General features: G+C 32.9%; 12 protein-coding genes. 1 reads left to right on the top strand and 11 read right to left on the bottom strand.

The window, feature by feature from the left end:
* Positions 1-135 precede the first annotated feature (135 nt).
* The 9 genes from lepB to B6K90_RS07470 all read right to left on the bottom strand — a co-directional run bounded on the left by lepB (position 136) and on the right by B6K90_RS07470 (position 11,240).
* Complete coding sequence (gene lepB, locus B6K90_RS07430; protein WP_088012108.1) at positions 136-687, bottom strand: signal peptidase I; 552 nt, start codon at positions 685-687, stop codon at positions 136-138.
* Positions 688-721: 34 nt separating this feature from the next.
* Complete coding sequence (locus B6K90_RS07435) at positions 722-1,363, bottom strand: TVP38/TMEM64 family protein (protein ID WP_088012109.1); 642 nt, start codon at positions 1,361-1,363, stop codon at positions 722-724.
* A 701-nt stretch (positions 1,364-2,064) separates the two neighbouring features.
* Entirely contained in the window at positions 2,065-2,640 is a 576-nt protein-coding gene (locus tag B6K90_RS07440) for a competence protein ComK (RefSeq protein WP_088012110.1), read from the bottom strand.
* 288 nt (positions 2,641-2,928) lie between these two features.
* Positions 2,929-4,218, bottom strand: coding sequence for an isocitrate lyase (gene aceA / locus B6K90_RS07445; protein WP_088012111.1), 1,290 nt, complete (start codon positions 4,216-4,218; stop codon positions 2,929-2,931).
* Between the two features lie 18 nt (positions 4,219-4,236).
* Complete coding sequence (gene aceB, locus B6K90_RS07450; protein WP_088012112.1) at positions 4,237-5,823, bottom strand: malate synthase A; 1,587 nt, start codon at positions 5,821-5,823, stop codon at positions 4,237-4,239.
* A 224-nt stretch (positions 5,824-6,047) separates the two neighbouring features.
* Positions 6,048-7,310: a M48 family metallopeptidase gene (locus B6K90_RS07455; protein WP_088012113.1), complete on the bottom strand. Its 1,263-nt coding sequence runs from the start codon at positions 7,308-7,310 to the stop codon at positions 6,048-6,050.
* Positions 7,311-7,824: 514 nt separating this feature from the next.
* Positions 7,825-9,357, bottom strand: coding sequence for a fatty acid--CoA ligase family protein (locus B6K90_RS07460; RefSeq protein ID WP_088012114.1), 1,533 nt, complete (start codon positions 9,355-9,357; stop codon positions 7,825-7,827).
* A 148-nt stretch (positions 9,358-9,505) separates the two neighbouring features.
* Positions 9,506-10,495, bottom strand: coding sequence for a lipoate--protein ligase (locus B6K90_RS07465; RefSeq protein WP_088012115.1), 990 nt, complete (start codon positions 10,493-10,495; stop codon positions 9,506-9,508).
* 10 nt (positions 10,496-10,505) lie between these two features.
* The gene (locus tag B6K90_RS07470; protein WP_088012116.1) at positions 10,506-11,240 is read right to left on the bottom strand and encodes an MBL fold metallo-hydrolase; all 735 of its coding nucleotides are present in this window, start codon (positions 11,238-11,240) and stop codon (positions 10,506-10,508) included.
* A gap of 193 nt (positions 11,241-11,433) precedes the next feature.
* Here B6K90_RS07470 and yhfH point away from each other — a divergent pair, with 193 nt between their 5' ends.
* Positions 11,434-11,553, top strand: a complete 120-nt coding sequence (gene yhfH / locus B6K90_RS07475; protein WP_407920504.1) for a protein YhfH — start codon at positions 11,434-11,436, stop codon at positions 11,551-11,553.
* A gap of 145 nt (positions 11,554-11,698) precedes the next feature.
* On the opposite strand, the gene hemY is transcribed toward yhfH, so the two are convergent.
* Positions 11,699-13,120, bottom strand: a complete 1,422-nt coding sequence (gene hemY / locus B6K90_RS07480) for a protoporphyrinogen oxidase (RefSeq protein ID WP_088012117.1) — start codon at positions 13,118-13,120, stop codon at positions 11,699-11,701.
* 27 nt (positions 13,121-13,147) lie between these two features.
* Positions 13,148-14,080: a ferrochelatase gene (gene hemH / locus B6K90_RS07485; protein ID WP_088012118.1), complete on the bottom strand. Its 933-nt coding sequence runs from the start codon at positions 14,078-14,080 to the stop codon at positions 13,148-13,150.
* Position 14,081 lies beyond the last annotated feature (1 nt).

Genomic DNA, 14,081 nt, shown 5'->3' on the forward strand with positions numbered 1-14,081 from the left:
TAAAAAAGTATTTGATTGATTTTCACTCTAGGGACTCGTTTCCCTTAATCTACAGTGTCCTCTGGCAAAATCTCCTTAATAACACTTTCTAATTGTTTAAATGTGTATTTAATAAGAAAAGCCCCCATAAGGAGCTTATTTGTTAAAATTCGTATTCAAACTTGAAAGTGGCCAATAAAGTAGGTCGACCTTCCCTACAATTTTATCAATTTTTACAAATCCAAACAAACGACTGTCATAACTTTTTGGTCGATTGTCCCCTTCAACAAAAACATATCCTGGTGGAACTTTCGTTTTACCTGTAACTTCGTTTAAATTAAAATCACCTGTAAAAGGTGTTCCTTTTATCGAACTCTTGTAATCATTTAAATAAGGTTCATTCCATTTTTTATTGTTAACATAAAGCTGATCATCTTTGTATTCAATTGAATCTCCAGATAAACCAATCACACGTTTAACATAATCTTCTTGCTTATTTGCATGAAATACAATTACGTCAAATCTTTTAATATCACCAATTTCATATCCAAATTTATTTATAACTAGTAAGTTTCCATCCTTTAAAGTTGGCATCATAGATTCTCCATCAACTACATATGTAGAAAATAAGAACGTTCTTACAATAAATGCAATTGCGATCCCAATAATGATTGCTTTTCCCCAGTCAAAGACTTCTTTTCTTAGCATAAAGTAGCTCTCTCCCTCCCTGAGTCATAATGCTTTATTGCTCATCAGATGATTGAGGCGTACCTTTGTTCTCTGTTGTTTTTTCTTTGATGTCCATACGTTTCTCAATCACTTTTCCAACAATCCATAATACGAAGATAAAAATTCCTATGTACAATGCTTTAATTGGGTTTTGAAACACTGAAGTTAAATCTTTCCCTAAATAACTAATCATCGCAATCATAGTAAACTTTCCAAGTACGATTGCAATTAGAAATTGCGATATTTTGATGCGTGACAAACCAGCTACTATATTTATTAAAAAAGATGGTGAAAATGGAAATGCAAACATAAGAAAAATTGGACCAAATCCCCTTTTTTCAATCCATTCAATCGATGATTCTACCTTTTTATGCTTACTTACAAATGAAAAAAATCGTTTCTGACCAAATTTTCTAACAACATAGAATAGTAATATGGAACCTAAGCAAGAACCGATCCATGAATATAAAAATCCTAATAAAGGACCAAATGCCGCTGCATTAGCAAATACAAAAACGACCAAAGGTAAAATTGGACAAATCGCTTCAATAAAAGGGATTGATATTCCAACTAATGGACCATAATCTTTGTACTGTTGAATAAGATGTAAAAAATGTTCTTCTGTAAAAAAAGCCTTTATGTCAAAAAAGTTCATTTAAATATGAATCTCTCCTTAAGCCATATTTCTAAATAGATATCCTTACTGTTAACATTATCACATATAACTATTTATTCAATAATAATAAATGATTCTAACTAGTATTTTTTGTAATAATTTGACTGATCTTCTTATAAATATTTGTTTACTAATTTGTTCCTAATGATGCTTAATGCAATTCTAATAAACTATTAAGTACTACGTCGATTGGAACGAAAGGATGCTCCCTTTCCGTGGGGAGAGAGGTGAGCCTTCTCGGCGCGCCTGCTAAGGTCTCACCCTTCCTTCTTTTCCCACAGGAGTCTCGCACCTTACGTTCCATTACCAAATAATTACTGCGGAGTCTAATATTAAAACCTATACCAGCAATCTCTAAACCATTTTAAATACTTTTGACATATATCAAACACATTAAGTCTTTCAACTCTTGATCTAATTAAATCATCAAATAGCTGAAGTTACATGATGTTAATGAATTTCCAAGAACACCAAACTATTTCAATTTATTTGACTTGTAAATTTAGTTCCCTGAGAATAAACTTCCATGTAATATCGGTCAATCATTAATTTTTCATTTATTATAGAAAATTTATCTCTGAATTACCCAATAATCTTTTCTTCTACAGATTTATTCGAATAATCCACATAAAAAAACTACTTCACTAAATGTTAAGTAGTCTAAAGTTAATCTTTCACTTTTATTTTTCGTGCACTGTTATTCCTTTTATATATGAAGTAATTTCGTTATCAGGGATTAATTTATAAGATTTCTGTTGGGTATTTTCAGGATTGAGCCGATCTTCATAAATAGCCCTTAAATGTGCAGTTCGGTATAGTTGATTTTCAAATGAACCACGAGATATTTCTAATGGAAGTTCAACACCATTAAAAAATTCAACAACTGATCGATTATATTTACCGCCTCTGAAATTAGCAACATGATTGTAGGAGATCCAAGAACATTCTACTTTTAAAGAAGATGAAGTGGGGAAAAAGAAAATTTGATTCATTGAGCTGATCGCTATTGGTGGTTTATGGGTGATGGAAATCATTTGTTTAGTTCCTTCACGCCTACCCCGGTAACTACTTCCGAAATAAGCACAGCTTCTTTCAATAATTTCAATCGGTTTCATTAACACATAAAAATTATCATCTGTTTCATACACCTTTGAAATCACAACTAAATCGACCGTAAATTCTGGTATGATTGCCATTGTCGACTTATTGATCTCATACTCATTTAATACTTTAACTTGTCCTTTCACATGATTCATGCTTACAACTCCTTCTGTTATTAGGATGATGTACTGTTAAAGCTTGTTGGCTTCAAAAAGGCTCTCTCAATAAAGACCAACACTTAAGTTTAACAATATCAATTAAAAAATTTTTTAACATGAAGTAAAGTAGCAACATTGATGTTAGAAAAATAATAACACAAATCATTATTTGTAAAATCATTTTTTAAAGAGTTTAACAAAAGTGTCATTGTTTACTAAATTTTAGGATAAAAACTATTAGAAAAACCACTTTCTTCATAATTGAGAAAAGTGGTTTTTTACTAATTAATTAGACGAAAATTGTTCTTCTTCGGTAGAACCTTTAAGAGCTGTTGTTGAAGAAGTTCCTCCAGTTATAATTTGAGCTACTTGATCAAAATATCCTGTTCCAACTTCGCGTTGGTGTCTTGTTGCAGTATAACCATATTGTTCGCTTGCAAATTCAGCTTGTTGAAGTTCTGAATATGCTCCCATTCCACGATCTTTATAGTTTCTAGCTAATTCAAACATGCCAAAGTTTAATGCATGGAAACCAGCAAGTGTAACAAATTGGAATTTGTATCCCATTGCAGCAATTTGTTGTTGGAATGTCTCGATTGTTTCGTCATCTAATTTCTTCTTCCAGTTAAATGAAGGCGAGCAGTTATAAGCTAGTAATTTACCTGGGAATTTTGCATGAATAGCATCTGCAAAACGTTTTGCATCTTCTAAGTTTGGCTCTGACGTCTCACACCAAACTAAATCTGCATACGGTGCATAAGCAAGGCCACGAGCAATTGCTTGATCTAACCCCGCTCTCGTACGATAGAAGCCTTCAGGTGTTCTTTCCCCAGTAATAAATTGTTGGTCAACTGGGTCAATATCACTCGTAATTAAATCTGCTGCGTCAGCATCAGTTCGTGCAACAATAAGCGTAGGAACTCCCATTACATCCGCTGCTAAACGAGCAGAGATTAAGTTACGAACCGCCGTTTGTGTTGGTAATAATACTTTCCCACCTAAATGGCCACATTTTTTCTCCGAAGACAATTGATCTTCAAAATGTACTCCTGCCGCTCCTGCTTCAATCATACTTTTCATTAATTCAAACACATTTAATTGTCCACCGAAGCCAGCCTCTGCATCTGCCATAATCGGTGCGAAGTAGTCAATTTCTTCTCCACCTTCAACAAATTGAATTTGATCTGCACGTTGGAAAGCCTGGTTAATTCGTTTTACAACTGCTGGCACAGAATTCGCAGGATATAAGCTTTGATCTGGATACATTTGACCAGAAAGATTCGCATCAGCAGCTACTTGCCAACCACTTAAATAAATAGCCTTCAAACCTGCTTTTACTTGTTGAATTGCTTGATTTCCAGTTAATGCTCCTAGTGCATTAACATAGCTTTCTTCATTTAAAAGCTTCCATAATTTTTCCGCACCTCGTTTAGCCAATGTTTGTTCAATATCGATTGATCCTCTTAATTTAATAACATCTTCAGCAGTGTATGTTCTTGTAATACCATTCCATCTAGAATCAAGTTCCCAGCTTTCTTGTAATTCAGCAATACGCTTTTCACGATTTTTCGTCATATTCATTTCCTCCTAATTTTATAAAAAGTCATATCCTTTTAAAGTTAGAAAATCAGCAAAGTCATCGTTTGTAATTAACTCATCAAATAATGCAATTGCATCCTTAAATCTTTTTGATTCAAATTGTTCTTTCCCTATTTCAAGTTGAAGCTTCATCATTTCTTCATTTTTTAATGAATCCACTAATTGTAAAGTAATGTTTGTACCATCCTCTAAAACACCTTTTTCATGACGAACCCATTGCCAAATTTGCGCACGTGAAATTTCAGCAGTCGCAGCGTCCTCCATTAAGTTGTATAGCGGTACTGCACCTCGACCACTTATCCATGCTTCAATATATTGAATCGCAACTGTTATATTTGTTCTGATACCTTGTTCCGTAATGACACCACTAGGAATCTCTAAAAGATCCGTCTCAGTTACATTCACATCCTCACGTTTTCTATGAATCTGGTTTGGTGTAGGCATAAATCGATTAAACTGTTCAAGTGCTACAGCTACTAAACCAGGGTGAGCTACCCAAGTACCATCATGTCCATCCTTTGCTTCACGCTCTTTATCTTTTCTTACCTTTTCAAACGCAACTTCATTTCGCTCTTTATCATCTTTAATCGGAATTTGAGCAGCCATTCCTCCAATTGCCGGTGCATTTCGACGATGACAAGTTTGAATAACTTTTTGAGAATATGAACGCATAAATGGTACTTCCATTGTCACAACAGATCGATCAGGTAAAATGATCGTTTTATCGTAACGCATCATTTTTATAAAACTAAATATATAATCCCATCTACCGCAATTAAATCCTGCTGAATGGTCCTTTAATTCATAAAGTATTTCATCCATTTCAAAGGAAGCAGCAATTGTTTCGATTAATACAGTTGCTTTAATTGTCCCAAGAGGTATATTCAATTCAGTTTGAGCGAATAAAAAAACATCATTCCATAATCTTGCTTCCAAATAACTTTCCATTTTTGGTAAATAAAAATAAGGTCCTGAGCCGTTTTTAATTGCTTGTTTCGCATTATGAAAGAAATAAAGTCCAAAATCTACTAAGCTACCAGACATATTTTCACCATTTACAGTGATATGTTTTTCTTCTAAATGCCAGCCTCTTGGTCGAACTAATAGTACAGCTGGTTTCTCTTTTAACTTATATGTTTTTTCATTTGAATGAAGTGAAATCGTTCGATTCACAGCATCTCTTAAATTAACCTGACCCGAAATAATATTTTCCCAAGTTGGAGAAGTAGCATCCTCAAAATCAGCCATGAAAACAAATGCATCTGAATTCAATGCATTAATAATCATTTTTCGATCAACTGGTCCTGTTATCTCTACTCTACGATCTTGTAAATCCTCTGGAATAGGTGCGATTGTCCATTCACTTTCACGAATGTGTTTTGTTTCCTCTAAAAATTGAAGCTTACCCCCATTTTGTAAAAAACACATTCTTTCTTTTCTGTTTAATAACAGCTGTTGTCTACGTTGATCAAATTTCAGATGTAATTGCTCTAAAAAACTTAATGCTTCGGTCGTAAGAATGTCAGATGAACCCTCTACATGATTACCTAGAACTTTAATTTTTGAAAGGTCAGTTGTCATATGATTCCTCCATTCAGTTATATAACAGATATTGTTTACTTATGTTATTATATAACAGAGTATTCAAAATGGATATTAAATTCTGAAAATATTTCCGAAAGAATTTTCGACAAATCTAATTAAATAACTCCCTATAAAAATCCTGAAAAAAATAAAAAGCACCCTATTTCGGATGCTTTTAGCGTGTAGATATTAGATCAAAGTACTAAGACTCAGTCGGAAATCTATTTCTCTGCTGCCTCTAAATACTTCATTCTCTCTAACATAGTCGGATGATCATATCTAAATAACTTAACAAGAAATGGAGGATTTACTTGGGAAAGACTGTTTCTTGATAACTTTTGAAAAGCTATAATTCCTGATTCCGGATCATGCGTTAACTTAACTGCATATAAATCCGCTCTTTTTTCAGCACTTCTTGAAAATGCATTTGAAATCGGATCAGAAATAAAGCCTACAATTCCACTAATGATTAAAAATAACGTTAAGATGACCGCCATTTTTTCAGCTGAATTACTGCTCCTACTCTTTGATAGTACATACTTCATTAATAAATGAATGATATACAGACCGACTAAACTACCTGCCAGCATACCAAACATTGATTTATATATATCTTTGTGTACGTAATGTGACATTTCATGAGCCATGATGAACATGATTTCATCTTCAGTTAACCCTTTAAGGGTTGTATCCCATAATACAATTCTAGCGTTTTTACCTATACCAGTGACATATGCATTGTAAGTAGTTGTCTTGGTCGACATATTTACTTCATATACCCGATGTGCAGGAATATTTGCTTCTTTCGCCAGAGTAATAATTTTCTTTTCTAAATTTTTATCTTTTAAAGGATAAAAATCATTATATAAGGGATCGATGACTACAGGCTGAATAAATGTTAAGAAAATCGTAAAGGGAATACTTAATAGCCATGCAGTTAGCCACCATTTCTTCGGTTGTTTTTTGATTAACAAATATACAACATACATTACAAAAAACATCATTCCAAAATTTATCCAAAAACTAATCATTTCATCTTTCATCCACGCATTAAATGTTTGAACAGACAATCCGTATTTCGTTGATAACTTAAATCGATAGAAATCAATTGGAAATGTAACGATATATGTAGCGACCGAGACAAAAAAGAAATATAAAAAGACTTGTATAAACTTAAATTTAGTCAACTTAGATAATGAGTCACCTAACCTTTCGATCATTCCACTTAATAATAAAAGTGATAATACAATCCAATCAATCGGTAAGGTTATAAAGTAAAGAACATTTTTTAATGTGCTATAACTAGAACTTAAATTAGCTTCCTTATGATTCATGAAAGTATGTGGATCTACAAATGTTCCTTTATATTTTGAAGGTAGGTCAGAAGTCGTAAAAACATAAAAGTATAACAGGACTAAAATGATATAAATGAGATAGCCTAGACAAACGAATTTGGTTAATTTAGATTTAGTTGCTTTTTTCATAAAATCTCCCCCCATTCTATATTATCAACTTTGTCCAATTTTTTAGAACTTCAACCTATTATATTTTTTAAATACTTTAGTTGAAATAGAAATTATTATTACTCCTAACTAGAGGTATAAAAAATAAAACCACGACTTGTATATCGTAGTTTAGGACAATCATTTATCACTTTTGATTTAATTGTTTTTCTCTTATTTTCGCTTATACATGGAGCTTAATAAAATCTAGTACTTTTTGCAAACACATAAATTCTTCATCTTTTTTTCGAGTTTTTGCTAGTTTATCGAATTGATCTTGTCCGATATGTAGGTGGAATGGATCAAACTCTTCTACATCCTCAGGTGCTTCGTCATGATGGTAATGGTTGTGAAATTTCTAATCACACCAGCACTGCTTTCCCAATCATAGAAGCATATTAAACTAATAAAAAAATCACTCTTCGCTTAAGTGTTGTATACTTCTCTTAAATTAAAAAAGTACAACCCTATTTAGGTTGTACCTCTATACTGCATGTTATTGTATAACTGAATCTTTCAATGCTCTTCTAAGTATTTTACCAGTTGCATTTTTTGGTAGCTCAGCAATGAACTCTATTGATCTTGGTACTTTATATTTTGCTAAGTGTGCCTTGCAATATTCTGTTAAGGACTCCACACTTAATGATGGATTTTTTGAAACAACATAAGCTTTTACACTTTCTCCAAAATTATCGTCTGGTAATCCGATAACTGCACATTCCACAACATCTGGATGATTATATATTACCTCTTCGACCTCACGTGGGTATACGTTATATCCGCCAACCAGAATCAATTCTTTTTTACGATCGACAATATAGAAATAACCATCTTCATCTTTTTTTGCTAGGTCACCAGTATATAACCATCCATCTCGTATCGTCATTGCCGTTTCTTCTGGCATATTATAGTAGCCCTTCATAATATTAGGTCCGCGTGCGATTAATTCACCTACTACACCTGCTGGAACTTCTTCACCAAGTTCATTAACAATTTTATTTTCTACATTGCTAATATTTGTCCCGATTGATCCTGCTTTTCTTGGGCGATCTAACGGATTAAATGTAGTAACAGGTGAGGCTTCTGACAATCCATAACCTTCAGAAATAATTACCTTAAATTTTTTCTCAAAATTCTCTAATAATGCAACTGGTAATGATGAACCACCCGAAACGCATAGTCGAATTGACTCAAAGTCTTCAGTCTTTCCTTCAGGGAATTGATATAAGAAATTATACATAGTTGGAACACCTGCGAACACGGTTGCTTTGTATGTACGAATAATATCAAATATTTCTTTCGGGCTAAATTTAGGCACTAAAATAACAGTAGCTCCATACATTAAAGGTGCATTTAAAGCTACAGTTAAACAAAATACATGGAATGCAGGTAAAGTTGCAATTACCTTTTCAGAACTCGAAAAGCTTAAGAAGTGTCCAGCATCCATAGCATTTGAATATAAATTTTTATGCGTTAACATGGCTCCCTTTGGTTTTCCTGTTGTACCAGAAGTATATAAAATGACTGCTAAATCATCATCAAGTAATTCAGGTCCTTTGAAATCTGTATTTCCAAGTCCAACTACATTTGTAAACGATTTCAATTTATTGTTCTTAAATTCATACGGATTTTCTTGCTTTGTTTCACAAATAATGAAGTGATCGATATTAGGAAGAATCGGTGAAGCTTTTTCTACTAGTGGAAGAAATAAGTCTAAGGTGATAACTGCTTTTGCGTCGCCGTTTGTTAATATGTATACTAATTCATCTGGTGCATAAAGAGGATTAACCGGTATTACAGCCGCTCCAACCTTCATAGCACCATATAGCGCTATAATAAAATGAGGAGAATTACCAACAACTAGTGCTACTTTATCTCCCTTTTCAATCCCTAACTTTGAGAGGCCACTCGCAAATTTCGTAATATAAGTCTCTAGTGTTGAGTATGAAAATGTCTGCCCTTCAAAAATAATAGCCGAATGTTCTGGATGCCTCAAAGCTGATTGTGACAGTGTTTCAACTAAATTCAAGAAAAACTACCCCCTTTGAAAATAAAAATTTAAAATATTCTAAATATATTATATTGCTAGAAAACAATTCTGACAAGTGAGAAAACTAGCACTTTTTAGACTTCTATTTATTTAACAAACAAAAAAAAGAGTAGTTCCCTACTCTTTTTTAAAATAATAAACTCATAAATTCTTCTTTCGTTACATTGCCAAAATAATGACTAAAATCAACTTCATCTAGCTTATTTTCAATCTCTTGTTGATCAAATTTATTGCCAATCAGTAGCTGTTCTATATCAGATACATCTCCTACCCCAAAGAAGTCACCATAAATTTTAACATTCTCAATGATTCCTTTGTTTACATCTAATCGAAGATCAATTGAACCAGCCGCAAATCTTTTACTTTGTTGAATATTGCATTTAGGAGATTTGCCAAAATTCCAATCCCAATTACGGTATCTACTCTCAGCAAGTTCTTTAATATTTTTTATATCCTCATCTGTCCATTCGTATCGTTCTATTTTTCCATGTTCTTTAAAAATAGATTGTAAAATTAAATCCTTAAATTCTAAGATTGTTAAATCATCTGTTAAAAATTCCTTAATGTTTGCAACCCTACTTCGGACTGATTTAATTCCTTTAGATTGAATTTTTTCTAGTTTTACATTTAATGCATTTACAACTTCATCTATATCACTATCAAACAACAATGTACCGTGGCTAAACATTCTACCTTTAGTAGAAAATTGTGCGTTACCTGAAATTTTTCTACCTTCTGCTAATATATCATTTCTTCCACTAAGTTCAGCATTTACACCGAGTTCTTTTAATGCCTCGATTACTGGCTCAGTAAACTTTCTAAAATTATGAAAGCTGTCACCATCGTCTTTAGTAATAAAACTAAAGTTAAGATTTCCTAAATCATGATATACCGCTCCACCACCAGATAATCTTCGAACAACATGGATGTTATGATCATTTACATATGAAGCATTAATCTCCTCAGCAGTATTTTGATTTTTACCAATAATGATTGATGGTTCATTAATATAAAATAAAAAATATGTATTTTCAGGATCTAGATTTTTTAGCGCATATTCTTCCATGGCTAAATTTAATGTTGGATCCGTTATTCCCCTATTATCTAAAAATAGCATGTGTATCCTCCTATAATTTTGATTTCCATTCAAACCCTGAATAAGCTAAATGAACAAGTCCATTATAATACTTCCTGGCTTCAAACATTAAATCTTTTGTATTTCCGCTATGAGGAAGGTGTGATAATAGCAATTCTTTTACATTTGCCTTACTTGCAATTGTTGCAGCATCTTTACTACTCATATGCCCTACTTTAGCTCCGTCCTGTTTTTCATACATATTACAGTCAGTTATAAGCAAATCAGCGTTAGATGAGAATGATACAAAGTCTTCAGTATAGCTTGAATCCGCTGTATAAACTACCGAGTGAGTTGCTGTTTCAATCCGCATAGCAAAACAATCTACCGGATGAACTGTCTTAGTAAAGCGAATAGTAAATGGTCCTAGGTTGAGAGGTTCATTTGGGTTATATTTATATCCCTTTGTTGCTTCTTTATATGTTAACGAATTAAATTTTTCATGATCAAAGTTATGTCCATAAATAGGTAAAGCAAACTTATCCTTTCCAGCATTTACAAGTTTGAAGTATTGGAGTACTCCTATATCTGCAATATGATCATGATGATAGTGTGACAGGATTACAGCATTTAAGCTATTAGGATCTATGTAATTTTGTAAAGTAGCTAATGCACCTGAACCACAATCAACCAATAGATTAAAATTTTTAGATTTAAATAAATAACATGAAGTTGCTTCACCTTTACCTGGATAGCCGCCCCAATAACCAATAACGGTTACTTTCATATAACAAACACACTCCTTTGTACTTATTATTTCTATGAAAATTTAAATTTATAAGCCTGTCCTTACTGTTTCCCTAAAATAGGCATTTAGATTATTTTTTAAAAATTGTACTAATACAGATTGACACAAAATATGTTGTAGTAATACAATAACTAATAAGTTAACAAAAGGAGAGGGTATCATGCTTGTAAAAATGTCTGAGTTTTTAAAACTTTTACCAAAGAAATTATGTAAACACTGTAATTCGACGATTGAGGAACAACATGATTGCTACAGTAACACTTGTTCAAACTGCTTAAAAGATAGTTTTTAAGTAAAAGTCTTTTAGGACATCAATTTGCTTAACGAAATTATTTAACATATTATTAGTACAGAGGCATAATAAAAAAAGAGCAACCTAAAAGTATCGATATACTTTTTTGGTTGCTCTATTCTTTACTAGATCGTATTTAAATGCCTTAATAATTTGGAACAGCTTGTTTTTCAGGTGAGAACAAGTATTCAATTGTATCTGAAACTGCTTTTTCGCCTTGATCAATGCAGTCTGGTAATCCGGACCCATAAAATGAGCAACCGATCACCGATACACCGGGCATTTCCTTTTGTAAATATTGTTCCATATTTTTCGTACGCTCTTTATGATTAATCGTATATTGGGGCATAGCATCTTTCCATCTTGAAACAATATAAAACTCTGGTTTTTCAGTAATATCCATTGTTTTTCTTAAATCTTCTAAAACAATTTCAACAAGTTCTTCATCCGTTTTATCGACTATTTCCTTATTGTAAGGGCGTCCAACGTAACAACGTAATAGGACTTTACCTTTTGGACAAGCATGTGCCCATTTTTTATGAGTCCATGTACACGCTGTTATATTATAATCATTGTTACGTGAAACAACAAAGCCTGTACCATTTATATCCTTCTTAATTGCATGCTCTGGAAATGCAAGAGCAACATTCGCAACTGATGTAGAAGGAACTTTTTTGAAAGGCTCAAATACAGGTATATTGTTAAATAGTTGTGGAATGAAACGATGAGGTACAGTAACGATAACTGAATCTGATTCGATCTTTTCATTATTACTAAGTACAATCTCATATTTACTTCCAATTTTATTTATATTTACTACTTGTACACCTTTTAAAACTTCCTGTTGATCTAACTCTTCTTCTATTCGTTCAACGATTGTTTGAAGACCTGTACTTACAGTCTGGAAAATTCCTTTTCTCGGACCTTTTGATTTCTTCACAGGCATCTCTTTTTTCATACCTAAAACAATACTTTGATGTTTTTGTTCAATTTGGAAGAACTGAGGAAATGTTGCCATTAAACTCATTTGGTCAATGTCGCCTGAATAAATACCCGATAAAAGGGGTTCAATTAGATTCTCTACTACTTCATTACCAAGTCTTCTCCTAAAAAATTTACCTAATGACATATCCCCTTGGACATGTGTTTTTGGTAAAAGAAAATCTAAACCTGCACGAATTTTTCCTGCTGGCGAAAATAGACCTGAAAAAATAAAAGGTTTAATTTGTGTAGGAATTCCCATGTTTGAACCTTCTGGCATACCATGTAATTTATTATGGGCTAATACATAGGATTTTCCAGCAGAGTTAAAAACGACTTGATCTTGAATACCCAAGTTTTCAGCTAATCGATATGCACTCTTTTTCCTTGCCAAAAATGAGTCTGGTCCACGCTCAATAACAAATCCATCTTTTCTAATCGTTTGGATTTTTCCTCCAAGCCTTGAAGATCCTTCAATTAATTGAATATCTATTGGAAGATTATTTTTTATTTTTTCTTGTTTTAAATAGTAGGCAGCTGTCAATCCAGTAATACCGCCACCAATAATGACAACCTTCTTATTCACATCTTTACCTCCTATTTCAAAACCATATTATTGTTCGTTTAATTTTCTTAATACAACCGTACTTAGTCCACTAATAAATAATGGATCCGTATTAGGCATCGGTGGACGAACATATGCTTTTTGAATTTCATCCGTTACTTGTTTACATTCTATATCATTATCATACAGTACTTCTAAATGCTCACTTACAAATCCTAATGGTAAATAGACGTAAGTTTCAAAATCATAATTCTCATCCAGCTCACGTGTTAAATCTTGTACATCAGGTCCTAGCCAAGGTTCTGGTGTATTACCTGCACTTTGCCAACCTAGAAAATAATGACGAATATCAGATTGCTGTACAACTAACTCGGCAGTCTGCTTAAGCTGCTCAGGGTATGGATCTCCAAAGTTAAGAATTTTTTCAGGTAGACTATGCGCTGAAAAAATAAATGCCGTCTTCACACGTTGTTCTTCATTCATTGGTTCAAGAATCGCTTCCACTTCACGAACCCAATATTGAATAAATCTCTCTTCTTTATACCAATCATCTACATGTATAATTTTTGGCCCGTCAATTTTTTCAGAATGATTTGTAGCACGTTCGTTATACGATTTTACACTAAACGTGGAATAATGTGGTGCAAGTACGATACTTACCGCCTTCGTTATTCCATCTTTCTTCATTTCGTCTACTGCATCTTCAATAAATGGTTCAATATGCTTCAGTCCAATATACATTTTGAATTCTACTTTGTCTTGGATCTTATTTAGATCCTCTTCTAAAGCTTTTGCTTGTTCAATTGTTATTTTTGCTAAAGGAGAGATTCCTCCAATTGCACGATATCGTTCTGTCAGTTCTTCAAGCGCCTCTTGAGAAGGCTTTCTACCTCTACGAATATCTGTATAATAACGCTCAATATCTGATTCTTTATATGGCGTGCCGTAAGCCATAACTAATAAACCGATTTTTTCTTTCATG

It is taken from the genome of Gottfriedia acidiceleris, from assembly GCF_002128425.1.
GTDB classification, from domain to species: Bacteria; Bacillota; Bacilli; order Bacillales; family Bacillaceae_G; genus Gottfriedia; species Gottfriedia acidiceleris.

Bases quoted from the DNA above. Each gene is read 5' to 3' on its own strand.
- aceB (WP_088012112.1), bottom strand. From the start codon at position 5,823: ATGACAACTGACCTTTCAAAAATTAAAGTTCTAGGTAATCATGTAGAG.
- yhfH (WP_407920504.1), top strand. From the start codon at position 11,434: ATGTCTGAGTTTTTAAAACTTTTACCAAAGAAATTATGTAAACACTGT.
- B6K90_RS07470 (WP_088012116.1), bottom strand. From the start codon at position 11,240: ATGAAAGTAACCGTTATTGGTTATTGGGGCGGCTATCCAGGTAAAGGT.
- B6K90_RS07440 (WP_088012110.1), bottom strand. From the start codon at position 2,640: ATGAATCATGTGAAAGGACAAGTTAAAGTATTAAATGAGTATGAGATC.
- lepB (WP_088012108.1), bottom strand. From the start codon at position 687: ATGCTAAGAAAAGAAGTCTTTGACTGGGGAAAAGCAATCATTATTGGG.
- B6K90_RS07455 (WP_088012113.1), bottom strand. From the start codon at position 7,310: ATGAAAAAAGCAACTAAATCTAAATTAACCAAATTCGTTTGTCTAGGC.
- B6K90_RS07465 (WP_088012115.1), bottom strand. From the start codon at position 10,495: ATGCTATTTTTAGATAATAGGGGAATAACGGATCCAACATTAAATTTA.
- B6K90_RS07435 (WP_088012109.1), bottom strand. From the start codon at position 1,363: ATGAACTTTTTTGACATAAAGGCTTTTTTTACAGAAGAACATTTTTTA.
- aceA (WP_088012111.1), bottom strand. From the start codon at position 4,218: ATGACGAAAAATCGTGAAAAGCGTATTGCTGAATTACAAGAAAGCTGG.
- hemH (WP_088012118.1), bottom strand. From the start codon at position 14,080: ATGAAAGAAAAAATCGGTTTATTAGTTATGGCTTACGGCACGCCATAT.